We start from the raw sequence: 26,142 nt of genomic DNA, 5'->3' as shown, positions 1-26,142 counted from the left end.
GTTTGTCGCAATACTTCTGCTGCATGATTATGATGACCGAGTCCAATTGCAGTGTTTCTGATCCGATGGTAGTTTTTATCTTTTATTTCAGTGGGATTTTTACATGAATATGCATATTCATCGGCATCACTATCGGGTGAGTTTGTTTACCGGTATGGTTGCTATCGTCGTATTGTTAAGTGGCTGTGTTCATCGCACTGATTTCGAAAATAAGGGCCATGGAAATGCGGCCAATGATAAAACAACCCTGTCGAGGGTTTCGCCATCGGTCTGTAGCAGCGGTGAGCCTATGGTACAAACGACACTCTATTTCGGCCTGAATCGACCTCACGGTCCTGTGATTACTTCAGCTGAATGGCAGTCATTTGTTGATAATGATGTGACGAGTCGTTTCCAAGAGGGGCTGACCGTTATTGATGCCAAGGGGCAGTGGTTGGGAAATGACGGGCGTGTCGCCAAAGAAAGCAGCAAGGCGTTGGTGCTTATCCACAAAAATGATAGAAGTGCTGATATTGATACTGTGCGTTCTCGCTATAAGCAGCAGTTTGAGCAAGAGTCTGTGATGCGCGTTGATAACAGCGTATGCGTAGATTTTTAAAGACAAGCTTCGTATGACTGCGTGGCCTTTTATCTCATCATTGATGAATCAATGTTGTACAGCGATTCAATGAGAGATAAAAGGCTGATTATCCGAGGTGCTGTGTATGAATATACGGCTACAACGACAGGATAAGCCCTGTAACGGCGGCAGAAAGCAAGCTGACTAACGTTGAACCGTAAACGAGTTTTAAGCCGAATCGTGATACCACATTACCCTGCCGTTCATTCAATCCTTTAATGGCTCCCGCCACAATGCCAATAGAAGCAAAGTTGGCAAAAGAGACTAAAAACACCGAAAGAATTCCTAAGCCACGCGGAGACATTTCAGCAGCCACTTTTTTCAACTCAATCATGGCAACAAATTCATTGGCGACCAATTTGGTTGCCATAATACTCCCTGCTTGCAAGGCATCTTGAGCAGGAATGCCAATTAGAAACGCCAGTGGATAAAATAGATACCCTAGAACACCTTGGAAACTGATGTTGAATAGGCTACTAAATAAAGCATTAATAGCAGAAATGATGGCAATAAACCCGATTAACATTGCGGCTATTATCATGGCAATTTTAAAACCGGCTAGAATATATTCACCCAACATTTCAAAAAAACTTTGATCTTCGTGAAGCTTGCTTAGTTTTAATTCCGGTTCTTCACTGGGGTGATAAGGGTTAATGATAGAAAGAACAATAAAAGTACTAAACATATTCAAAATAAGTGCTGTTACCACAAATTTTGGCTCGAGCATGGTCATATACGCACTCACGATTGACATAGATACCGTTGACATCGCTGTTGCGGCCATGGTGTACATTCTGCGTGGTGAGATATCAACAATAACTCCTTTATAGGCAATGAAATTCTCGGATTGCCCTAGAATCAAGGTGCTTACAGCATTGAAGGACTCTAGTTTGCCCATTCCGTTTACTTTTGACAGCAGTGTACCCACAACCCGTATGATGAGTGGCAAGATATGGAAATGTTGTAAAATACCAATCAGTGCGGAAATGAAAATAATAGGGCAAAGGACATTCAAGAATATAAAGGCTAAACCTTGCTCATTCATATTCCCAAAAACAAAACTGGTGCCGACCGCTGCAAATTTCATCAATACTTCGAATAATCCTGCGAAATAAGTGATTGCGCCTAATCCACTTTCTGAGTGTAGGAAAAAATAAGCGAGTGCAATTTCTATAATCAGTAATTGGAAAATAAAGCGTAGCCTAATACTCTTACGGTCGCGGCTCGCCAGTAATGCCAGTATGGCAATGGTTATCAATGCCAGAAGAAAGTGCAGAATGTGCAACATAAAAAAATCCGTCAGGAATAAATTTTCAGTCAGCATTTTATCTGCAATATCAGATTTTTTTCATCTAAAATTCAACGCTCCCGAAAAGGTATATTCTACGTATTGCATAGCTGCGCGCTAAACATTCCGGTTATTTAATTTTTTACTGCTTTCCCCTCATTTATCCATTGAGTGACTCACTATTTAACTGCCAGCTTAGATTGCCGTGACTACGGTCTTTTGAGCGTTCCTCAAGGAGGATATGGCTTGAGAAGTCCTTTCCGTGTTCAACTAACTCATTGGATGGAATATGAATATGATCAATCTGCCTAGCTGCCGCCCTTTTACTGAAGCCGGCCATTTATCCCAAATATCGGCTTATTATGAAGAAGAGCGCAATATTATGTGGATGCTACTACGAGCTCATCCACGCCCTTGTTTTAATCTCGAGTTAATTGAAAATATTATGACGCTAGTACAGGCGGCTAAAGAGTCGAAATTGCCCTTCGACTTTTGGGTCACGGGGTCAGTCGTACCTAATATGTTTAATGTGGGAGGCGATTTAAGCTTTTTTGCACAAATGATTCGAAGCCGTAAACGTGAATCACTCATGGCCTACGCTCGTGCTTGTGTCGATTGCGTCCATGCAGCTTCTCGCGGGTTCGATACTGGTGCCGTATCGATTGCGATGATTGAAGGTAGCGCGCTAGGGGGAGGATTTGAAGCGGCACTCGCCCATCATTTTGTCTTGGCACAAACGACTGCCAGAATGGGCTTTCCTGAAATTGCCTTTAACCTATTCCCTGGGATGGGAGGATATTCACTGGTCGCGAGAAAAGCGGGTATGCGGGTGGCTGAACAACTGATTTGGACAGGAGAATCACATGCTGCTGAATGGTATGAAAGCCGAGGGTTAGTGGATAAGTTATTTCAACCGGGCGATGCGTATCTGGCGACTCGCACCTTTATAGACACAATCAGACCTAAGTTAAATGGTATGAGAGCCATGATTCGAGTCCGGCAGCGCGTTTTACAGCTAACACGTTCTGAATTAATGGATATTACTGAAGATTGGGTCGATTCTGTATTCTCAATTGAGCCAAAGGATATCGCTTATATTGAGCGATTGGTGATGCTACAAGATAGGCATACTTCGACAATGCCGAAAGCAATATAGCTTTTGTTATATAAGGAGTTTTTGGCACCTAATCTTGTAAAAGGTGAGGGTGTTGCGTGACCAGCCAATGCTCCAGTTCATCTGCGAGCATTGGTTTGGCGTAAAGAAATCCTTGTTTTTCATCAATACCAATCGAATCCAAGAACATCTCTTCACCTTTTGTCTCCACCCCTTCGGCAATGACCCGCATTTTAAGCGCTTCCGCAACCACAATAATGGCTCGAACCAGTGATTGTGAAATAGGATTATTATCGATGTCGCGAACAAAGCTTTGATCCAACTTAATGGCATCAATGGGAATACGTGCCAATTGGGAAAGCGAAGAATAACCGGTGCCGAAGTCATCCAAATGAACCTGTGCACCTAAGTGACGTAATTGTTTCATGATGTTGATAGCCGCATCTTCATCATCGATCAAGCAACTTTCGGTTAATTCTACATCCACCAAGCTATATTCTAGATTGCTTGCTTCTAGTGATTCCCTAAAACTGGTGACGATTGCCTCATCAATTAATTGCCGAGCAGAGACATTAACGGCAACTCGCAGATTAATTCCCCGCTTTTTCCAATCTACAGCTTGTTGCATTGAGGTTTGTAGAACCCATTTACCCAGTGGCCCTATTAACCCAGATTCTTCCGCATAGGAAATAAACATCAGAGGGGCGATTAAACCACGTTCAGGTGAGAGCCATCTCACTAAGGCTTCCACACTGTGCACTTTACCGGTTTGAGTCGATATTTTGGGTTGATAAAAGACTTGTAATTGATGCTGTTCTAAGCCTTTACGCAAATTGGTATCTAGCCAAACATACTCAGATACTTTTTTATTCATTTCTTGTGAAAAGATTGAGTAGGTACGCTTACCATGTTCTTTTGCGGTATACATGGCAGTGTCTGCACTGCGAATAATATTTTCCAGCGTATCGCCATGCTCTGGACATAATGCAATGCCAATGGAGCATCCCGTATAAACCTCGATCAAGCCGACTCTAAAAGGCGCTTTCATGCGATTAAGAATACGCTGTGTTGTCGTTTCTAACTCACTCATGCGGGCATTTTCGACTAGAACAATAAACTCATCACCGCCAAGTCGGGCAAGCATTTCGTTCTCACCCAAGCAACCTAAAATAGCCAGCGAGACGTCTTTAAGTAATCTGTCACCAAACATATGGCCATAATGGTCATTTACTTTTTTAAAGTTATCGAGATCGAGATAAATAATACCGACCGAAGTTTCACCACGAGTTTGGATCGCGCTATTAATGCGCTCATGAATAGCATGGCGGTTAGGAAGACCCGTAATCATATCGGTATTCGCTAAAATCCGGAGGCGTTCTTGAGCACGTCTCTCTTTTGTTATGTCTGTACCCGAACAGATAAGGTAACGTTCATTCTTACCACTACCGCTGTGAACAAATTTATTACGAAATAGGAATAGGCGCTTCCCTTTAACGGTATTGACCCAACGTTCAACTTCATAAGACGCACCGCGCTGGAAGAAGCCTTCAATATTCTTACGGGATGATGCCCCTTCTTTAGCGGTCATAAACAAGTCATAGACATTTTTGCCAATTACATCTTGTTCTTTTTTCCCGGTATATTCTTCGCTTAGATGATTGAAACGTTGGACGCAGCCTTCTTTATCAAGAATAACGATCACTGAATTTGCTTCAGAAACGACCTGTTCAGCAAAAGAAAGCCCTACCACTAAATCGCGTGCGACAGACTCGGTATCAGCATAAGCAGATGCCGTCCCTCCCCATTCTTTGTCATTAATTTTGCGGCCAACGAGGTGTAAGTGAAGCGGGTGTCCGTAAATCTTAATTTCGACATCTAAACTGGCGGTAATACCGGTTAAACTCCGGATTTTCATTGTTTGAACTGAATTGAGAGGAATCGCAATAATAGTCGTCCCTTTAATTGCTGATAACTCTAAAGCTTGGCTATCGAAAGCAAGTCGCCAAAAAGGACTGTGGGTACCAAAATAGGTATTGAGGATCGATGTGTCTTGGTCTTCGAACATGCGCGATCCCCCAAAAAATATCTATGTGTCTTTTAGTTACCTTAGCCAGTCATTAAAAATAGCTCATCCCTGGCCCACTTGGTTTTTTGTGATAATTCTAGCCTCTGTCGTGTGATGCTATCGAGACCACCCGACTGATACTGATAAAGTATATGTGTAATTTTTGCATACCTGACATTAGATAGTAGTCATAATCATATTAATTGTTATTTCTACTCTAACAGTGTGGCATAGAACGAAAGTTAAGCATGAAAAATATAATAAAACACGATGTTTTTTATGTTGTTATGCTCTTTTGAGGAAATTCTCAAAAGAGATACTGGCGGCTTGTTTCAGTGTGCGAGAGGGTAGATATACCGTTTTTATGGATTAGTGGCACTAAAGTATGGGGAATCTGTAATTAGGGCTTCTCACTTCAAAAAAACGTTAAAACCCGATATAAGTCATCGTGACTGAGTTGATTAAGATAGCCTGTGTTTGTTGTCACGCTTCTCAATCACTTGCTTTCTTATTATGTTAATCATGTCGTGGTGCTTCGCACAATATTGGCAGTCTTAATGACTGAAAGATATTAGCAAAGATCTCATTAACTCAAATAAGCCTAAAGGTAGAAAAACATCATATCTAAGTTGTTTGCCACTTTCCTTTGAACAAGATTAAGTTAAGCCCAGCATTACAGTCACGCTATCACGGATGATTGAGAACTATGACGCTAAGATAATGAATTAAAACTCAATTAAAGTTGGTGTAAAACATTATCATTTTCTCATGCTGATAATAAAACCATGTACTTAAAAACAGTATTGACATCTCATGTAGAACAAGTAGATTGGAATTTAACACCGGTGCAATGAGTAACGAAATTTTTATTTAGCCGGTGTCCATGTAGCACGATTTAAATAATGCGATAAAGGTCACGAAATACTTTTTTATGTGAGATTCACGGCGGTTTTTTTATAAATGACCATTGTGATGATGCTTTAAGGCCACGCAGTAAATCTTTACAATCGCATTCTGTGGACGATAACGCGATGAGTTAAGGCTTTGTTGTTAATAGTAATGTTCGCGATTTGTGTACGTGAGTATGAGATCGAGAATATCGCGACGAGAGTTAAAGCCATGTAACAAGAGTATATATCGCGAGGGGATGTACTAATTTAGTCTGTCTTATCATAGGCATGACTGAAATGAATTAAGCAGGAATTGTTACCATTCAGTTAAAATATTGGAGGGAGAGTTAACACTAAACAAAAAATTCCTGTAGAAACATGTACATCGATATAAACAGTACGTAGATAAGTAATACGTTATTAAGTTGATTAATGTTTAATTTTAAATTTGTAGTACCTTAAAAGCCCTGGCTAACACAGTCAGGGCTTTTATCATTTTAGTGCCAGTTATTATGTAACTCATTATATATTAAGGTTGTTTTTAGTCTGACTTAAATGGAGAGATATCATCAACTCTTTTTCGACACCGAAATTAACCTCACCTCTATAGTTACTGACCTTCTTATCTTCTTATCCAAGCTAAAATACGTATTTTGACGAATTTCTATCGCGGCTTTAATTTGTGTGAGATATATCAACATATTAGTTTTTGATATTGATTTAGGCGATATTGAACGGTGTTTTAGCTGCGATGTATTACTCAATAAAGGTGTCGCAATGTAAAATCCATGTGAATTATATGTGACTTCGTGCGCAAAAACACACCAATTTTATGCTGATTTCATAGAGAAAAACACGTCAAAAATCCTTCTGCTATACATTAATTCAAAATGATATCAATTATAACCAATTAATAATTAAGGTTATTCCCTGATTTCATTTTGATGTTTCTGCCGTTTTATTGGCGTTTTCCTTGAGCTTGATTGTACTTGTCTATACGAGTATATGTTAATAAAAGCTCAAGAGAAGTAATGTCGTCGACACCTGAAAAACTGGTTGAAGGAAATTGCCGTGACTGCCCAAAACAGATTTCGTGATAATGAGATTAGAGCCGCTCGTGGAACAAAACTGACTGCAAAAAGTTGGTTTACAGAAGCCCCGTTGCGTATGTTGATGAATAACCTTGATCCTGAAGTGGCTGAGAATCCTAAAGAATTAGTGGTTTACGGCGGTATTGGCCGCGCAGCCCGCAATTGGGAGTGCTATGACCAGATTGTAGAAAGTCTGACACACTTAAATGACGATGAGACCTTATTGATCCAGTCTGGTAAACCTGTCGGTGTCTTTAAAACCCACAGTAATGCGCCTAGAGTATTGATTGCCAACTCAAATTTAGTCCCTCATTGGGCTAATTGGGAACACTTTAACGAACTGGACGCTAAAGGGTTGGCGATGTACGGCCAAATGACCGCGGGTAGTTGGATCTATATCGGTAGCCAAGGCATTGTGCAGGGTACCTATGAAACATTCGTCGAAGCGGGTCGGCAGCATTTTGGTGGTGACCTGAAAGGGCGTTGGGTGCTTACTGCAGGGTTAGGCGGTATGGGGGGGGCACAGCCGCTGGCAGCAACGTTAGCGGGAGCCTGTTCCTTAAATATTGAGTGCCAACAGAGCCGCATCGATTTTCGCTTAAAAACCCGTTATGTCGATGAACAAGCTGCCGATCTGGATGATGCACTAGCACGCATCAAAAAATATACCGCTGCGGGTGAAGCCGTTTCTATCGCTTTATGCGGTAATGCGGCTGAAATTTTACCGGAATTAGTTCGCCGTGGTGTACGACCTGACATGGTGACCGACCAGACCAGTGCTCATGACCCATTGAATGGTTATTTACCAAAAGGTTGGAGTTGGGAACAGTATCGTCAGCGTGCTCAAAGTGAACCTATCTTGGTGGTGAACGCGGCTAAAGCATCGATGGCAGAGCATGTCGAAGCGATGTTGGCCTTCCACAACATGGGTATCCCGACGTTCGATTACGGCAATAATATTCGTCAAATGGCACAGGATATGGGTGTTACTCATGCATTTGATTTCCCTGGTTTTGTCCCTGCCTATATTCGGCCATTATTCTGTCGCGGTATCGGCCCATTCCGCTGGGCGGCACTCTCTGGTGACGCAGAAGATATTTATAAGACGGATGCTAAGGTTAAAGAGCTGATCCCTGATGATGAACACTTGCATCATTGGCTCGATATGGCCCGCGAACGTATCAGTTTCCAAGGTCTACCAGCACGGATTTGTTGGGTTGGATTGGGCCAGCGAGCAAAATTAGGTTTGGCTTTCAACGAAATGGTGCGCAGTGGTGAATTGTCGGCTCCCATTGTGATTGGCCGTGACCATCTGGACTCTGGATCAGTCTCCAGTCCTAACCGTGAAACGGAAGCCATGAAAGATGGCTCTGATGCTGTATCTGATTGGCCATTACTGAATGCACTGCTCAATACGGCGAGTGGTGCGACTTGGGTGTCATTGCATCATGGTGGTGGCGTCGGGATGGGCTTCTCTCAACATTCTGGCATGGTGGTGGTGTGTGATGGTAGCGATGAAGCCGCTGAACGTATCGCTCGGGTGTTACATAATGATCCGGCAACGGGCGTCATGCGTCATGCCGATGCAGGCTATGATATCGCTATTCAATGTGCCCAAGAGCAAGGATTAAATCTGCCAATGGTTGCCGCAACTCAGGGGAAACGTTCATGAAAACAGGAATCAATCCAACCATGGAAACGATGACACTGCGCCCAGGCCAAATGACTCTGGCGGATTTACGGCATATCTTCCTGCATCCAGTGAAGATCTCTCTTGATGAAAGTGCGCATGCACCGATTCAACAGAGTGTTGATTGTGTACAAGCCATATTAGCCGAGAAACGCACCGCCTATGGCATCAACACTGGCTTCGGTTTGTTGGCATCAACGCGTATTGCCACGGAAGATTTGGAAAACCTGCAACGCTCGATCGTGCTTTCTCATGCCGCTGGCGTCGGAGAGGCCAATGATGATGCCATTGTGCGCCTGATTTTGGTGCTTAAAATCAATAGCTTGGCTCGCGGCTTTTCGGGTATTCGCCTTGAGGTCATTCAGGCGCTTATCGCGTTGGTTAATGCCGAGGTTTATCCACATATTCCATTAAAAGGTTCGGTGGGAGCGTCAGGGGATTTGGCCCCATTGGCCCATATGAGCCTGTTGCTATTAGGTGAGGGCAAGGCTCGCTATCAAGGCGAATGGTTAGATGCCCGTAGCGCGCTGGCAAAAGCGGGCCTACAGCCACTCACATTGGCGGCGAAAGAAGGGTTAGCGCTGCTTAATGGCACGCAGGTTTCTACCGCTTACGCACTGCGTGGCTTATTTGAGGCGGAAGATCTCTATGCTGCCGCGTCTGTTTTTGGCAGCTTGACGGTTGAAGCCGCCTTAGGCTCCCGTAATCCATTTGATGCCCGTATTCATGCGGTGCGCGGCCAGCGAGGGCAGATTGATGCTGCAAGCACTTACCGCCATCTGTTAGGTGATCGCAGTGAAGTGTCAGAGTCTCATCGTAATTGTGACAAAGTACAGGATCCATACTCTCTACGTTGTCAGCCTCAGGTGATGGGTGCTTGCCTAACCCAAATGCGTCAGGCTGCAGAGGTGCTGGCTATTGAATCTAACGCGGTATCCGATAACCCTCTGGTATTTGCTGAGCAAGGTGATGTGCTTTCTGGTGGTAACTTCCATGCTGAACCTGTGGCCATGGCAGCGGATAATTTAGCATTGGCGTTGGCCGAAATGGGTTCATTATCAGAGCGCCGTATTTCGTTATTGATGGATAAACATATGTCGCAGTTACCGCCATTTTTGGTGGAGAACGGCGGAGTCAACTCTGGCTTTATGATTGCGCAAGTCACCGCAGCTGCACTCACCAGCGAGAATAAAGGGTTAGCCTTCCCTTCCAGTGTTGACAGTATTCCGACTTCAGCCAATCAGGAAGACCATGTTTCTATGGCTCCTCGTGCCGGTAAACGCTTATGGGAAATGGCTGAAAATGTACGCGGCATTTTAGCCGTTGAATGGCTGGCTGCGTGTCAGGGATTAGATTTGCGCAAAGGCTTGAAGACGTCGGATGCACTGGAGCCGGCGCGTCAGTTATTGCGCCAGCATGTAGCCTATTACGAAAAAGACCGCTTCTTTGCTCCAGATATTGAAGCAGCAAGCCAGTTGATTGCACAACGTCATATGAACGAACTGATGCCTCCGCATGTCTTACCTAGCCTCTAATAAATAAAAAGCAGCAATATTTTTTGCCTATAGGTGATCCCGTTCGCGGGATCGCCCTCTCTGAACCTCTGCCTGAAAGGGCACAAATCTTGCGAGAATGTACCATGAAGAATGATTCATCCACGCTCAAACGCGGCCTTAGTGCGCGACATATCCGGTTCATGGCATTAGGTTCCGCCATTGGTACGGGTTTATTTTATGGTTCTGCCGAAGCTATTCGTTTGGCGGGACCAGCAGTCCTACTCGCCTATTTGATTGGCGGTGCAGCAGTATTTATGGTGATGCGTGCACTCGGTGAAATGGCGGTGCATGATCCGGTTGCGGGTTCATTTGGTCATTATGCCAGTCGTTATCTTGGGCCACTGGCGGGTTTTCTGACCGGCTGGACCTATACCTTTGAGATGATTATCGTGGCGCTGGCCGATGTCACTGCATTTGGTATCTATATGGGATTGTGGTTCCCAGATGCCCCACAGTGGGTTTGGGTGCTGAGTATCATCTTCTTTATCGGTGCGCTGAATCTCTGCTCAGTTAAAGTCTTTGGTGAGATGGAGTTCTGGTTATCGCTGCTCAAAGTGACGGCGATTATTGCCATGATCGCTGCTGGGTTTGGCATTATGATGTTTGGTTTTGGTGCCGGTCATGAGAGCACTGGTGTTAGTAATCTATGGTCGCATCAAGGGTTTATGCCCAATGGACTGACGGGGGTGATTGCCTCGTTTGCGGTTGTTATGTTTGCTTTTGGTGGTATTGAAATTATCGGCGTGACGGCCAGCGAAGCAAAAAACCCGGAAAAAGTATTACCACGCGCCATTAACACCGTGCCAGTACGTATTCTTTTATTCTATGTTTTAACGCTCTTTGTTCTGATGGCGATCTATCCATGGAATAGCATTGGGCAAAATGGCAGTCCTTTTGTGGCGATTTTCAGCAGTTTAGGGATCAGCTCCGCAGCGAATATTCTAAATCTGGTGGTGATCAGTGCGGCCATCTCAGCGATCAATAGCGATATCTACGGCGCGGGTCGTATGATGTATGGCATGGCGCAAGAAGGGCTAGCACCCAAGTGTTTTAGCCGCCTGACACGTAATGGCGTGCCTTGGATGACCATCTTAGTGATGGCGATTGCGCTGCTATGCGGTGTGGTGCTGAACTACCTTATTCCAAAAAATGTGTTCCTAATTATTGCCTCAATTGCGACTTTCGCTACCGTTTGGGTATGGCTAATGATTTTAGTGTCGCAAGTGGCCATGCGCCGCAAGATGAGTAAGGAGAGTGTCGCCAAGCTTGCTTTCCCTGTCCCGTTTTGGCCAGTCGCCCCTATACTGACCATTCTCTTTATGGCTTTCATCATTATCGTTCTGGGGTATTTCCCCGCGACTCGCATTGCCATGTATGTCGGTTTGGCATGGGTTGCCTTAATGACGCTGGCATGGTGGATTTGGTTGCGTAAATCGCCCACGTCTGTTCCCCAACCGCAAGTTGAAAGCAGCGAAGCCTAACGGGGAGAATGCACAGCTTAGCCGCTGATAGTGCATTCAGCGGTTAAGATTATTCATTCTGAGTAACGGATTACTCTTCACAAATTAAGTCTTATATTAGGTGTAGTATTAAAATGAAAACCAAGAATGATAACCAAAGTCATTAATTGATTGGTCAGCATGATTATCTCAACATTGCCACAACACAAGATTAAATCAGATATTTTTAATTCCACAGGCATATTTAATACCGTCGTTATACGCAAGATATATCGCATAATGAAGCGGATCGTCGGTATTCAATTGACAACAATAACCACATACTGATTTATTTATATCGCACTCTATACCAAGAGAATATTTTGCGTTTAAAGTAGCAGCATCGCCAGATGGTGATAAACTGGCCTCAATTGTAAAAAAAATATAGACCTACGGAGTAACGGATCATGCTTTCCATAGCCATTAAGCGGTGGATTAAACGGATTATTCTAGTCTTGGTGGTAATTTCCGTTACCATACTGGCAATCCGAATTTACGATACACAGCGTGGTCCGAAGCTAGAGCTTTGGCACACTTTTGTTCCACATGAAATGCGCGCGGCTGAGATTGATAAAGCCAGTTGGGCGGATTACATGAAAGCTGAAAATAATATTTTTGATGAAGTTCGGAAAAATGTAACTGAAAAACTGGAACCAAGAACGGAGATTCCACTAAACCGTTACTATTCTGGCAGCTCGATTTATCCACCAAGTTTTAAAAACGACTGGAATCGTTCTTATATTCTGCAGCCCGATGGGAAACCTAAAGGTGCCGTGGTATTACTGCATGGTTTAACGGATACCCCCTATAGCTTGCGCCATATCGCTGAAAATTATCGTCAGCGTGGCTATGTTGCTATCGGTATCCGTTTACCCGCTCATGGTTCTGTACCGGGTGCTTTGACCGATGTTGAATGGCAGGATTGGTTAGCCGCCACACGTTTGGCTGTTCGAGAAGCTAAAACACTGAGTGGCCCAGATTTACCTTTGCATGTTGTTGGTTTCTCCAATGGCGGCGCACTGGCGATGAAATACACACTGGACTCATTAGATGACCCCGCACTGGCGAAACCTGAGCGGGTAATATTGATATCCCCGATGATCGGTGTGACGAGTTTTGCGCGTTTTGCTGGTATTGCAGGCTGGCCGGCTATCTTCCCAGCCTTTGCTAAAGCAGCTTGGTTAGGGATCGTGCCTGAGTTTAACCCGTTCAAGTACAACTCATTCCCAGTGAATGCTGCTCGCCAATCTTATTTACTGACGTCCGTATTGCAGCAGCAAATTGCACGTGATTCCAGAAACAATAAGATGGAAGAGCTTCCTCCAATTCTGACGTTCCAGTCATTAATGGATTCAACCGTCAGTACCCGTGCCGTGGTGACAGCGCTCTATAATCACTTACCAAAAAATGGCAGCGAAGTAGTACTGTTTGATTTGAACCGTGCTGCCAGCTTCGGCCCATTACTGAGAAACTCTTCTTACACCGCACTGGCTCGCTTATTGCCACCGCCACCACGTAATTACAGTACAACGGTGATTACCAACGTTTCTCCGCAAAGTAATGAGACCGTTGCAATAACAACACTGGCGGGTCAAACCAATGAGACTACTGTGCCAACAGGTTTGATATATCCGCCTGATATATTCTCGTTGTCTCATGTTGCGTTACCATTCCCGATGAGTGATTCATTGTATGGTCGCTATCCTGAGCCGCGGGACCAGTACGGTATCAGTTTGGGTACGTTTGCTGCGCGCGGTGAACGTGCTGTGCTGGTGGTGGGGCTGGATTCCTTGATGCGAATTTCGTCCAACCCGTTCTATCCCTATATGTTGCAGCGAATCGACGATAAAATTGATGCCCCAGCGCAGTAATTGATAACCCGCGCGGTAAGATGACTTTTGAAGCCCCCAAAATTGGGGGCTTTTTCATATGAGTGCCATACTTTCACGTTGTACCTGTTCTTCATCTTCATTGACCCTGAAAGGAAAGCACTATGTCTATCGAAAAAGTCGTATATCGCGCCAAAGCTAAAGCCACTGGCGGCCGTGACGGCCGAGCAACCTCCTCTGATGGCGTATTGGATGTGAAGTTGGGCGTACCAAAAGAAATGGGGGGCGCAGGTGGTGCGGTGACGAATCCTGAACAACTGTTTGCTGCGGGTTACTCTGCCTGCTTTCTTGGCGCACTGAAGTTTGTTGCATCAAAAGAAAAAATTAAAATTCCTGATGATGCCAACATTGAAGGGACTGTCGGTATTGGTGCCATTCCAACGGGCTTTGGTATTGAGGTTCAACTCGATATCAGCTTGCCGGGAATTGAACGAAGCGTGGCTGATGATTTAGTGAAGAAAGCGCATATTGTATGCCCTTATTCCAATGCTACTCGTGGCAATATCGACGTCACACTCAATATTAAATAAGCCAGTTCCTGCCTCGCAAGCCCATAAGACTTTTCTTGTGGGCTGTTCTTCGCCCTCGTACATGCTGCCTCGTTCTACACTGATTTAGGAAGGTTAAGCCCATATCTGCTATGGAGAGTTTGCGTTAGCTCGCGGACAGGACCGTTGAGAGTTGTTAAGATATTTCTCGCGAAAAATCTATAGCCTGCTTATTGATATCACACTGAACCTGATAGAGGGTTCATTGTCTGATTGATTCAAGCCTCAAATAGTGTCTCTGGAGACCGGGCGTTTTATGGACAGAGTAAAATCTTTATCACAGCAAAGTATTTCTTTGTTGTTGGCTGTTTATATTGGCATTTTCTTGAATATCTCTGTCTTTTATCGTCGTTTTGACTCCTTTAGCCAAGGTATCCAAGGGATAAAAGTCGTGACCGCTATCATTGAAGTGATGGCCATTATCCTGTTTACCTTTTTTGTGATGCGGGTGATTTCACTCGGTGGGCGGTGGTTTTATCGTGTTGTCGCGACTCTCTTGGTGCTTATTTCTGTTGCTGCCAGCTATTACATGACTTTTTTCAATGTCGTCATTGGCTACGGCATAGTGATTTCCGTTTTAACTACTGATACCGATCTTTCCAAAGAAGTGATTGGGTTGCATTTTGTTATCTGGATGGTGCTGGTCAGCGCTATGCCGCTGCTGCTGATCTGGAAAAATACTCTGCGCTTAACCCTACTTGAGCAATGCAAGACACCCGGTCAGCGTATGAGGCCGATTTTGTTGATGATAGTGGCAGTGGCGCTAGTTTGGTTGCCCCTTCGTTATCTAGATAAAGTGCAAGCGGCCAATGAGCAACTGCAAACGGTAGATTTACCCAGCTATGGTGGCGTAGTGGCTCACTCATACCTACCCTCTAACTGGTTGGCCGCGCTGGGGTTATACGCATATACGCAATACAACGAAAGATATGATGCGGCAACGCTGTATGATCCAGCTGAGCACCATACTTATGTGGCCCCCGCAGGCATTGATGACACCTATGTGGTGTTTATCATTGGTGAAACAACCCGCTGGGATCATATGGGCCTGTTGGGGTATTCACGTGACACCACTCCGCGATTAAGCAAAGAGAAGAATTTGGTCGCTTTTCGTGGTACATCGTGCGATACCTCCACGAAATTATCACTGCGCTGCATGTTTGTACGTGAAGGTGGTGCGGAAGATAACCCGCAGCGCACATTGAAAGAACAAAATATATTCTCAGTGATGAAATCATTGGGGTTCACTTCTGAGCTGTTCGCCATGCAGAGTGAGATGTGGTTCTACAATAATACCAACACCGATAATTATTCATTCCGCGAGCTTATCGCTTCAGAGAAGCGTAACGATGATAAACCTGTAGATGACATGCTACTGGTTGATGAGTTGAAAGAGTCACTGGGGCGTTATCCGCAAGGAAAGCATTTGGTTATTCTGCATACCAAAGGCTCCCACTATCTCTATTCCCAGCGTTATCCCCGCAGTTATGCTCGCTATCAGCCAGAATGTATGGGGGTGGATGATTTTTGTAGCAAGCAGCAACTGCTCAATGCATTTGATAACAGTGTGTTATACACCGACTCATTTATCGCCAATGTTATCGACGAAATGAGGCAAAAAAAGGCATTAGTGTTTTATGCCGCCGATCACGGTGAGTCTATCGATGATAATACTCACTTCCACGGTACGCCGCGTGAAATGGCCCCTCCAGAGCAATTCCGAGTGCCATTAATGGTGTGGGCTTCAGATAAATTTTTGGCTCAACCCGAGCACCTCGCTGCCTTTGAGCAACTACAAGCAGAACAGCGTGTGGGTAAAACGCACCGTCATGTTGAACTGTTTGATTCTATTTTAGGTTGTTTGGGCTACACCTCGCCGGATGGTGGGATAAATGAACAAAACAATTGGTGTCAGGCACCAAGCCGACATCCACAGCCTGTCATATAATTAATTAGCATAGATATAATTTATTCTGGCGCAATTCTCGACGCTAATCGCCATTCAAATATTCAGCTTGCGGTATACTCCAGCCTTGATCTATCACTGGCTGGAGCCTTCCATGACTTACCGTGTTGTCTTTATTGATGATCATGACATCGTGCGTTCAGGATTTGCTCAATTATTGTCGTTAGAAGAAGATATTCAGGTGGTCGGGGAGTTCAATTCTGCCAAACAGGCCCGCGCCGGTTTGCCGAGTCTACAGGCGAACGTCTGTATTTGTGATATTTCTATGCCAGATGAAAGTGGCTTAGATTTATTGAAGGATTTACCCTCAGGTCTGGCCGTTATTATGTTGTCGATGCACGATAGTCCTGCTCTGGTTGAGATGGCTTTAGAGCGTGGTGCCCGCGGTTTTCTTTCTAAACGATGCAAACCAGAGGATTTGGTTTCAGCTGTCCGTACTGTAGGCAGCGGTGGTGTCTATTTGATGCCTGAAATTGCCCAGCAACTGGCCCGTATTGCTGTCGATCCCTTGACTCGCCGTGAGCGTGAGGTGGCGGTGTTGCTCGCACAAGGAATGGAAGTGCGCGAGATTGCAGAATCGCTCGGGCTGTCTCCCAAAACGGTCCATGTCCATCGCGCAAACCTATTTGCCAAGTTGGGCGTCAGTAATAATGTTGAATTGGCGAAGCAGGTTCTGAACTCATGATGCAGCGTTTGATCATGTTGGTCGCGTTGATGTTTATTTATACCACCGCAGCTTTCTGTTTATGGTCAATTGGCACGCAACTGGTCGACAGGCCTTTACAGGCCTTACTGCTTTTTCCCTTCGGCCTGCGGATGGGCATTTTATTGCAAAGCCCACGTCAGTATTGGCCGGGTATTCTGCTGGGTGATGCCCTATTGTGGTGGCTGCTCACGGATCAGTTTGGTTACGTTGACCTGCTGTGGTACGCGCTTCCGCTGTTATTGGCGACCACGTTGTTGGCAGTCTTTGCTTCTCCTTGGTTATTACGCCATCAGAAAAATACCAGTGAGTGGCAATGGCCGTTGATGCAAGGTGCAGTGATATTAGCTGCCGCATTAATACAAGCATTAGGCTGGCAGATTGCCAGTCATCAGGGAGCGATGGCACTTTTGCTCGGGTTGGCGGGAGGCTTCACGATTGCACCAACCTGCCTATTGCTGTGGCACTATCTGGCTCGCCAAATCTGGTTGCCGCTAGAACCGGGGCTCATTCATAAACCGATAAACCTGCGTCTGCACCATATCATGTGGTATCTGTTGCTGTTTGCGCTGAGTATTTGGTTGCAATACGAAGTCACCGAAACGGATTTACATTTATTTGCGCCATTCTGTCTCGTCATTCCGATTGTTTTTATGTCTTACCGTTATGGTTGGCAAGGAGGAGCAGTAGCAACATTGCTTAATAGCATCGTGCTATTGATCAATACACCACTGCAATTGGATTCTCACCGCGACCTGTTGCTTTCATTGTTGGCGCAAAGTTTAACGGGCTTACTGTTGGGGGCCGGTATCCAGCGGCAGCGGGAGTTAAACCAACAGCTACAAATACGGCTCAATGAGAACCGTGAACTCGCTAAAGCATTAGTGGTGGCTGAAGAGCATGCTCGCCGTGATGTGGCGCGAGAACTACACGATGAAGTGGGGCAAACAGTCACTGTTATTCGAACTCAAGCCAGTATTATCAAACGGTTGACAGCAGAAGCACCGGTACTGAAAAGTGCGGAAATGATAGAGATGCTCGCTTTGAGGGTCTACGATGGCGTTCATGATGTTCTCGCCAAATTATGGCCAGCGGCATTGAATAACTTGCCGCTTTCGGCGGCAATTGCAGCGTTGATGCGGGAACTGATCCCACAAGATCAAACTGTTGTGGGTGTATTGAATTGGCAACTAGATGACCACCCGATAGATGAAACACTGAAAATCACGCTATATCGAATTTGTCAGGAAGGTGTGACTAATGCTTATCGCCATGGTGCGGCCAGCCGAATTGAGATCAATGCGCGGCAAGATAAGCAGAAGATATATCTAACGATTAGCGATAACGGAAAGGGCATCGATTTAGCCACATTGACTCCCGGTTATGGGCTACGTGGTATGCAATCTCGCGTGAGCGCACTTGGGGGTAGCTTCAACCTGAGTGTCAATCAGGGGACTTGCTTAAGTGTGATCCTTCCCACAGTTCCTTCGGTCGCTAATGAAAACTAGGAAATATTCTCGGATCTGGTGGGAATTTCTCTCAAGGATTTCACGCGCGCACGCATGATGATGATGGCACTTGTAATAATATCCTGAGGTTCAACATGTGGTCCTTCCTCAAAAGCCGCGATAACGTCGCTACAGTCACGGATCAAGCGCAAATTGATTCGTCCTATAAATATTGGCGTATCCAACTCATGTGGACGATGTATATCGGCTACGCGGCGTTCTATTTTACCCGTAAAAGTTTCACCTTCATCATGCCGGCCATGCTCAGTGACCTCGGCCTCACGATGTCTGATGTTGGGATTTTAGGCACCCTATTTTATATCACCTATGGCTGCTCTAAATTCATCTCTGGCATGATCAGCGATCGTTCAAATCCGCGCTACTTTATGGGGATCGGGCTGGTGATGACGGGGATTATCAATATCCTGTTTGGCATGAGTTCATCACTCATGGTCTTTGGTGCGCTGTGGATTTTGAATGCGTTCTTCCAAGGATGGGGGTGGCCACCTTGCTCCAAAATCTTAACCAGTTGGTACTCACGTTCAGAGCGTGGTGGCTGGTGGGCAATTTGGAATACCTCTCATAACTTTGGTGGGGCATTAATCCCCTTATTAGTTGGTGTCATTTCTCTCCACTTTAGCTGGCGCTACGGCATGATTATCCCTGGTATCATCGGTGTGGTGATCGGTCTGCTGATGTGTTGGCGCTTGCGTGATAAGCCAAGCACCATGGGGCTGCCAACGGTCGGTAAGTGGCGTAACGATGCCATGGAATTGGTGCAGGAATCAGAAGGTCAAGGGCTCTCAAATAAAGAGATCGTCAAACGCTATGTGTTAACCAATAAGTACATCTGGTTGCTGGCGGTGTCTTATGTACTGGTTTATATCGTTCGTACAGCAATTAATGACTGGGGCAATCTCTATTTAACCCAAGAGAAAGGTTACTCATTGATGACAGCCAACTCCGCTATTTCGTTATTTGAAGTGGGTGGGTTCATTGGTTCGCTAGTGGCTGGTTGGGGGTCTGATAAGTGGTTCCGTGGTAATCGTGGGCCAATGAACCTGATTTTTGCTATTGGGATCTTCCTCTCTGTTGCCTCGTTGTGGATTATGCCAGGGATCAGTTACGTGCTACAGGCTGGCTGCTTCTTTGCGATTGGTTTCTTTATTTTTGGCCCGCAAATGCTCATTGGTATGGCTGCTGCAGAATGTTCACATAAAGATGCTGCGGGAGCTGCCACAGGCTTTGTCGGTTTGTTTGCCTACTTAGGGGCGGCTTTATCTGGCTACCCTATTGCTCGCGTGATGGAGATTTGGCACTGGAATGGCTTCTTTGTGGTTATCTCTATTGCTGCCTGCTTATCTGCATTCTTCTTGCTGCCCTTCCTACGGGCACAATCGCCACAGTTGAAACCCGCTGAAGCCTGATAGAGACAAGAAGAAAAGCGTTAAATGATGTTGTTTTGACCGCTGGTGGCGATATTACCAACAGTCGCCAGCGGGTTGTTAAAAAGTGATTGACGCCCTAGAGCCGTAGCAGTAAGATGCGCCCCGATTCGGCGAGTAGCGCAGCTTGGTAGCGCAACTGGTTTGGGACCAGTGGGTCGGAGGTTCGAATCCTCTCTCGCCGACCAAATTTAAGAACCCTGACAGAAATGTCGGGGTTTTTTTTCATGTTTTTCTCTGCATTCATTCCTTTTTTATCCTCTCAATACTGAGGGAGGTACGTCATTATTCATTACCATAATATAAACTTAATACTTTTATATTAAGGGTACATTTGTTTTATATTATTGATTGTAGAAAAGTCCAACATTATATTATTTTCACATTTAATATCACCATGCGTTGCCGCTAATCAATAGAGATAGTTATTAATTCGATGATGAATTTTTATTTTATTAATGGTTTGTCACTCTATTGTGTTCGGCTATTGCTTGTTTTTATTTGAGTGAGGTTGATTAATGTGAAATTAAAAAATAAAACAAATGTGCGGAAAATACATGGATGCGAATATTGTTGGAGTAATGTGACACTTCTATTATTTCTTCACATGAATATCGGGTTATTCTCGACTCAGGTTGCTGCTGAGATAGTATCATCAAACTCTATTTCCCATGAGGACCAACGAGCCTGCGTGTTGGTTAACAACATTGAAATTAGCCATCTCTATGCATTCCCAAATGCAGCGAATTTGAAAAAGCTGGCATCAGATATTCTCGGGCAATGTCTAGGCGAGAAGGGATTGTTGTCATTGATGACGAAATTACAGGCGCAACTAGCATCTGATGGTTTCATTACGTCACGAGTGGTGTTCGCAGATAAGCATTATAGTGATGGTACGTTATACCTGAAGCTAATGGCCGGCAGAATTGAAAATATCAAGCACGATATAAACAGTACTGGCAAGGCTAACCTCGGTATGCTTTTTCCAAGCCAGCCCGGAGAATTAGTCAATTTACGCGATATTGAGCAGGGATTAGATAATTTACAGCGCTTACCCTCGGTGAATGCCACCATGGATATTGAAATAAATAAGGATGACTTAAGTAGCCAGATAAAAGTTAATCAACAGCAAGCACGTTTGTGGCGAGCCAAGGCGTACTTTGATGATGGTGGGTCTCATGCCTTGGGGCAACATCGTTTCGGTCTCATCCTCTCTATTGATAATCCTTTCTCGCTCGGTGAGTTGCTCTATCTTTCGCTTAATCGTGATGCTGATAAACACCATGACAAAGGTTACAGCAATTATGCACTTCATTACTCAGTCCCTTATGGCAATTGGTTATTGAGTATGACAGGGAGTCAAGGACGTCGTTATCAGTCGCTTATACTGGCAGATAATACATTTCAGTACAGTACTCGCTGGAATATGTTTGACGTACGAATTCAGCGGCTACTTTCACGTGGTGACCATGATAAAACGTCGGGATATGGCGGATTATTAATACGGCAGTCTGCTAGTTTTTTTGCCAATAAAGAGCTTCGTATCCAGCGAATTAAAACAACAGACTGGCAGTTGGGGATTGAATATTATCGCTCAATGCCATGGGCAACCCTCATGAGCAGTATTCGCTATCAACAGGGAGCGACATGGTGGGGAGCTAGGTCTACTCAAGGAAAAATAAATATGCCACCTGCACGGTTGATGGCGATCACCGGTTCACTGGATATTCCGTTCAAATTGGGGGCGCAAGTTTTCAATTACCAGCCCGCTTTCAGCCATCAATATACGTATTCAGCGATCAACGTGCAGGATAGATTTTCGGTTGGTGGTCGCCAGTCAGTACGCGGATTCAATGGCAATAGTGCGGTAGTTGGGCCGCAAGGGTGGTATGTGAGAAACGATGTTTTATGGCATGACCCGATCGCTGGTCAACAAACTTATTTTGGTATGGATTACGGGGAGGTGAGTGAAGGTGGCCATTCAGTTTTTCGGGGTAATCGTTTGGTAGGAGCTGTTGTAGGGGTTAGGGGCCGTTATCATTCAGTGGGTTATGATTTTAATGTGGGTATTCCTATCATCAAACCCGATAAAACTCATGCTGATCCTTGGATCTTTGGATTTTCGATGACTTGGCAATATTAGATTACTCTATTTAAAGTTATATGGTTTTCCCTGCATATAAATAAGTTAAGCTCTATTTTAATATAAGAGAGGATGAAAATGATAAATGTAGGCTTAATTATTGAGCATATTAATAAATATTATGCACTAATAAAATATTGCGGTTTGATTAGTGGTATTTATTTAATAAGCATATCTCACACATATGCTGATATTATTGTCGATAGCAGTGCACTATTAAATCAACAAGCAACAATCACGACGCATATTGAATTAAAAAACATGTGTAAAGAACAGAACGCGCGCTGTCAGGGGGGGACCTATTTTTATATCGATATAGTTACCCCTGATAAGCATGGACTATCACATAATAAATATCGGGATTTTAGTAATGAAAAAGGACATGGCTATAATAAAATTATATTTAATAACATTCTCTCGGATAACAAAGAATCTACGGGTAATCCTCACTTAATCGATAAAACAGCAAAAGTCATCTTGAATGAGGTCACAGGCAAACAGCCTAGTGAGTTATATGGTTCACTTTTTGTGGAAGGTGATAAGGCGCATGTCATTATTGCCAACCCCTCAGGCATCAGCTGTGACAGCTGCCGTTTCAACAATACAGGCCATGTTACGTTAACGACGGGTATCCCCGTGACTCATGCAGGTAGACTCATTGGCTATGATGTGAATCATGGTGCCATTCAGATTAAAAGTGGTGGTCTGAGGCAAAGTTCCTATTCTGATACCTTCTTAGACCTCTTCGCACATTCATTAAAAATAGATGGCGAATTAATCGGTAATGATATCTTAGCGATCATTGGTAAGCACGCTGTCAGTTTCGCTCCAATAGGGAAAAATATTGATATCAGACCAATAGGCGGTTTTACGAGCGATTATCAAAAAAGTGTGAATGTCGAAGTGAGTAGTGTGGGAAAGATGTATGCCGATAGAATATTCATTAACACTAATGGTGGCAGTCTATCGAACAAAGGTCTGATCGATTCTGATGATATCGTTAAGATTTTCTCGAGTGCATCGATTAAAAATAGTGGAAAAATAATGTCCCGAAAAGTGGCATTACGAGGGGCAGATTATATTGATAATAGTGGCGGGTATATTAAGACAGAACGGCAATCTTACCCCTTTGATAAAAAAGATAAATTATCAATCCGAATGTTCGGTGGCGATATTTTTAATCGAGGAGGGAATATCTATTCTAATAGCGGTAATATCTCATTGAAAGCAACCGAGCTGGTTGATAATAACAAAGGCATGATTAAGTCAAATTCAACCTCTGGACCTGCCAATATAAAGATAAAATCGAGGGGGTTGAATAATTCAATAGGGAGTATTATAACCTCCAGCGATATAGATATTAGTACCAGTCGCTTAAATAACAATCGAGGTAAGATAATCAGTGTGATGGGGAGAGTCGATTTAACTTATCGGCGGTTAACTGAACATCAAGGAGCGATACATGGTGGTCTCGACGTATACAGAACCATTAAGCACTAATGTATGGATGTTATTGCGGATTAATATCGTTTGATGCCCGAGTCGTTTTAGCCTGAGATGACAGAAACAATGCAGACACCTTAACTGCATTTTCTGGCTAAATATCGGGCTGGAATGAGCCTCGATTAACGCCATAAAAATACTATGCCCTATTTTGGTGCGTCATTATCGTGCTCTTCTTCACCATCAAGACTCTCGCTTGGGAAATGAGGGATGGAGCAAGTCAGTAATGCTTTTTTAACGCCACGCAAGATGTGTTCGATTATGGCTGAATGTGACAGTGCTCACGTCACTTATCGGCTGCAACAGCAGCATTTCCTCCTGTTTTCTGTCGAGATTACAAAAAAATCTGAACGGTTAAGCATCATTTAGCAACAAAGTTTTTTGCTTTGTCATTGGGTGTTACCACTGCTTAATTTTAATTCCCTAGTTAATTTGGCTGGTATAGCACTGCTAGCACAATTTTTCATGCTAATAATGTTAATGGAAAGTTTTTTTTATGTTTGCATGCTGTTTCTCATTGTCTTGATAAATCCTTGTAGACCGTATTGACGTTGCCATCAACTGTTGCCAAATTGGTAGCCTCAGGGCGAGTAATAGAGTGCAATTTGGGTGATTCCACGCACCCAAAATTGTGGTCGCGATAAGATTTATCCGGCATCTCAATCCCGCATCCCTGCGGCAAATAAGCCAAAACGGTACAGACAACGGGCTAAAAAATTATAGGGTCTGGCCGAACACACAACACACATCACCATAATGGAGCACAAGCGATGACGATTTCCTTGGGAAAAACAGGGATACTGAAATTCGGTATTGGGCTGATTGCACTGACCGTGGCGGCCAGTGTACAGGCGAAAACATTAGTATATTGTTCTGAGGGTTCACCAGAAGGTTTCAACCCGCAGCTCTTTACTTCGGGCACGACCTATGACGCAAGCTCCGTTCCTATCTACAACCGTCTGGTTGAATTCAAGCTCGGGACAACCGAAATCGAACCGGGTCTGGCTGAGAAATGGGAAGTCAGTGAAGATGGTAAGAGTTATACCTTCCACCTGCGCAAAGGCGTGAAGTGGCAAGATAATAAAGATTTCAAACCGACCCGTGATTTCAATGCTGACGATGTGATTTATTCCTTCATGCGTCAGAAAGATGATAAACATCCGTACCATAAAGTGTCTGGCGGCAGCTATGAATACTTCCAAGGCATGGGGATGGGTGATTTGATCACCAATATCGTTAAAGTTGACGATAACACGGTTCGTTTCGAGCTGGCCCGCCCAGAATCACCTTTCTTGGCTGACTTGGCGATGGACTTTGCGTCAATCCTGTCTGCCGAATATGCGGACAATATGCTGAAAGCCGGCACACCAGAAAAAGTCGATTTGAACCCAATCGGTACTGGCCCGTTCCAATTACAGCAGTATCAAAAAGACTCTCGTATCCTGTACAAAGCATTTGATGGCTACTGGGGGACTAAACCAAAAATCGATCGTCTGGTCTTCTCTATCACCCCAGATGCATCAGTGCGTTACGCTAAATTGCAGAAAAACGAATGTCAGGTTATGCCGTACCCTAACCCTGCTGACATCGCTCGCATGAAAGAAGATAAAACCATCAACCTGATGGAGCAACCTGGCCTGAACGTCGGTTACCTCTCTTTCAACGTTGAGAAAAAACCACTGGATAACGTTAAGGTTCGCCAAGCGTTAACCATGGCTGTCAACAAAGAAGCCATTATCGACGCGGTTTATCAGGGTGCTGGCCAAGCGGCTAAGAACCTGATCCCACCAACAATGTGGGGCTACAACGATGATGTAAAAGATTACGCTTATGATCCCGCTAAAGCGAAAGAGCTGTTAAAAGAAGCAGGTTTACCAGATGGTTTCTCCATCGACCTGTGGGCAATGCCAGTTCAACGTCCATACAACCCGAATGCACGTCGTATGGCTGAAATGATCCAGTCTGACTGGGCGAAAGTGGGCGTGAAAGCCAAGATTGTTACCTACGAGTGGGGCGAATACCTCAAACGTGCTAAAGACGGCGAGCATGAAACGGTGATGATGGGTTGGACCGGGGACAATGGGGACCCAGATAACTTCTTCGCTACTCTGTTCAGCTGTGATGCGGCCAAACAAGGTTCTAACTATTCCAAGTGGTGTTATAAGCCGTTCGAAGACGTGATCCAGCCAGCCCGTGCTGAGTCTGATCATGACAAGCGTGTCGCGCTTTACAAACAAGCTCAGGTTGTTATGCATGATCAAGCGCCAGCGCTGATTGTTGCTCACTCAACGGTATACGAGCCAGTGCGTAAAGAAGTGAAAGGCTATGTTGTTGATCCGTTAGGTAAACACCATTTCGAGAACGTGTCACTGGATTAATTTTAACCGAGTAGTTGACCGGTGGATGTGCAAGCGGCATGTTCACCGGTTTCTTTGTTTAGGTTAAAACAGATACAGATGTGAGCCATATAACCTCTCCCAGTCAGTGTCATTGTCGCCGTAACTTTGAGCATGGATTGCGCCCAACCACCGAAACACCTTATACGTGACGGTGATGAGCACTGTTCTCTCAAAATGATGCACAAAATAGCCTAATGGGATGGGTTTAATAAGCTGGGTTGCCCAC

General features: G+C 44.6%; 16 protein-coding genes and 1 tRNA gene. 15 read left to right on the top strand and 2 right to left on the bottom strand.

What is annotated here, in order from left to right; translation table 11 throughout:
• The first annotated feature begins 103 nt into the window (after nt 1-103).
• The gene (locus tag DA391_RS22680; protein ID WP_108088222.1) at nt 104-598 is read left to right on the top strand and encodes a DUF3574 domain-containing protein; all 495 of its coding nucleotides are present in this window, start codon (nt 104-106) and stop codon (nt 596-598) included.
• A gap of 118 nt (nt 599-716) precedes the next feature.
• On the opposite strand, the gene DA391_RS22675 is transcribed toward DA391_RS22680, so the two are convergent.
• Nucleotides 717-1,907: a NupC/NupG family nucleoside CNT transporter gene (locus DA391_RS22675; protein WP_057651123.1), complete on the bottom strand. Its 1,191-nt coding sequence runs from the start codon at nt 1,905-1,907 to the stop codon at nt 717-719.
• Between the two features lie 289 nt (nt 1,908-2,196).
• Here DA391_RS22675 and DA391_RS22670 point away from each other — a divergent pair, with 289 nt between their 5' ends.
• Nucleotides 2,197-3,063: a crotonase/enoyl-CoA hydratase family protein gene (locus DA391_RS22670; protein ID WP_049608741.1), complete on the top strand. Its 867-nt coding sequence runs from the start codon at nt 2,197-2,199 to the stop codon at nt 3,061-3,063.
• A 28-nt stretch (nt 3,064-3,091) separates the two neighbouring features.
• On the opposite strand, the gene pdeR is transcribed toward DA391_RS22670, so the two are convergent.
• Complete coding sequence (gene pdeR / locus DA391_RS22665) at nt 3,092-5,086, bottom strand: cyclic di-GMP phosphodiesterase (RefSeq protein WP_050082745.1); 1,995 nt, start codon at nt 5,084-5,086, stop codon at nt 3,092-3,094.
• Between the two features lie 1,961 nt (nt 5,087-7,047).
• On the opposite strand from pdeR, the gene hutU reads away from it, so the two are divergent.
• The 13 genes from hutU (at nt 7,048) to dppA (ending at nt 25,895) form a co-directional block, all read left to right on the top strand.
• The gene (gene hutU, locus DA391_RS22660) at nt 7,048-8,739 is read left to right on the top strand and encodes a urocanate hydratase (RefSeq protein WP_050286696.1); all 1,692 of its coding nucleotides are present in this window, start codon (nt 7,048-7,050) and stop codon (nt 8,737-8,739) included.
• Between the two features lie 20 nt (nt 8,740-8,759).
• Nucleotides 8,760-10,292, top strand: coding sequence for a histidine ammonia-lyase (gene hutH, locus DA391_RS22655; RefSeq protein ID WP_050082829.1), 1,533 nt, complete (start codon nt 8,760-8,762; stop codon nt 10,290-10,292).
• Between the two features lie 104 nt (nt 10,293-10,396).
• The gene (locus DA391_RS22650) at nt 10,397-11,794 is read left to right on the top strand and encodes an amino acid permease (protein ID WP_050082747.1); all 1,398 of its coding nucleotides are present in this window, start codon (nt 10,397-10,399) and stop codon (nt 11,792-11,794) included.
• A 425-nt stretch (nt 11,795-12,219) separates the two neighbouring features.
• Nucleotides 12,220-13,683, top strand: coding sequence for an alpha/beta hydrolase (locus DA391_RS22645; RefSeq protein ID WP_050082748.1), 1,464 nt, complete (start codon nt 12,220-12,222; stop codon nt 13,681-13,683).
• Nucleotides 13,684-13,805: 122 nt separating this feature from the next.
• Nucleotides 13,806-14,231 (top strand): organic hydroperoxide resistance protein, encoded by a 426-nt coding sequence (locus tag DA391_RS22640; RefSeq protein ID WP_050082749.1) that lies wholly within the window; start codon nt 13,806-13,808, stop codon nt 14,229-14,231.
• Nucleotides 14,232-14,505: 274 nt separating this feature from the next.
• Nucleotides 14,506-16,197, top strand: a complete 1,692-nt coding sequence (gene eptB / locus DA391_RS22635; protein ID WP_050082750.1) for a kdo(2)-lipid A phosphoethanolamine 7''-transferase — start codon at nt 14,506-14,508, stop codon at nt 16,195-16,197.
• 112 nt (nt 16,198-16,309) lie between these two features.
• The gene (gene uhpA / locus DA391_RS22630) at nt 16,310-16,900 is read left to right on the top strand and encodes a transcriptional regulator UhpA (protein ID WP_019213075.1); all 591 of its coding nucleotides are present in this window, start codon (nt 16,310-16,312) and stop codon (nt 16,898-16,900) included.
• Nucleotides 16,897-18,426, top strand: coding sequence for a signal transduction histidine-protein kinase/phosphatase UhpB (uhpB, locus tag DA391_RS22625; protein WP_050082751.1), 1,530 nt, complete (start codon nt 16,897-16,899; stop codon nt 18,424-18,426). Before uhpA ends, uhpB begins: the two co-directional genes overlap by 4 nt.
• A gap of 95 nt (nt 18,427-18,521) precedes the next feature.
• Nucleotides 18,522-19,853, top strand: coding sequence for an MFS transporter (locus DA391_RS22620; RefSeq protein WP_050286698.1), 1,332 nt, complete (start codon nt 18,522-18,524; stop codon nt 19,851-19,853).
• Nucleotides 19,854-19,982: 129 nt separating this feature from the next.
• Nucleotides 19,983-20,059: transfer RNA gene (locus DA391_RS22615), tRNA-Pro, on the top strand.
• Between the two features lie 395 nt (nt 20,060-20,454).
• Nucleotides 20,455-22,014, top strand: coding sequence for a ShlB/FhaC/HecB family hemolysin secretion/activation protein (locus tag DA391_RS22610; RefSeq protein WP_240624780.1), 1,560 nt, complete (start codon nt 20,455-20,457; stop codon nt 22,012-22,014).
• Between the two features lie 78 nt (nt 22,015-22,092).
• Nucleotides 22,093-23,514 carry a filamentous hemagglutinin N-terminal domain-containing protein gene (locus DA391_RS22605; RefSeq protein ID WP_240624778.1) on the top strand — a complete coding sequence of 474 codons (1,422 nt, stop codon included), beginning with the start codon at nt 22,093-22,095 and terminating at the stop codon, nt 23,512-23,514.
• A gap of 773 nt (nt 23,515-24,287) precedes the next feature.
• Entirely contained in the window at nt 24,288-25,895 is a 1,608-nt protein-coding gene (dppA, locus tag DA391_RS22600) for a dipeptide ABC transporter periplasmic-binding protein DppA (RefSeq protein WP_050082756.1), read from the top strand.
• Nucleotides 25,896-26,142: the final 247 nt, after the last annotated feature.

It is taken from the genome of Yersinia massiliensis, assembly GCF_003048255.1.
Lineage (GTDB): Bacteria > Pseudomonadota > Gammaproteobacteria > Enterobacterales > Enterobacteriaceae > Yersinia > Yersinia massiliensis_A.
Note: the sequence above shows the minus strand (reverse complement) of the source record. Positions and strands in the feature narration are given on the sequence as shown.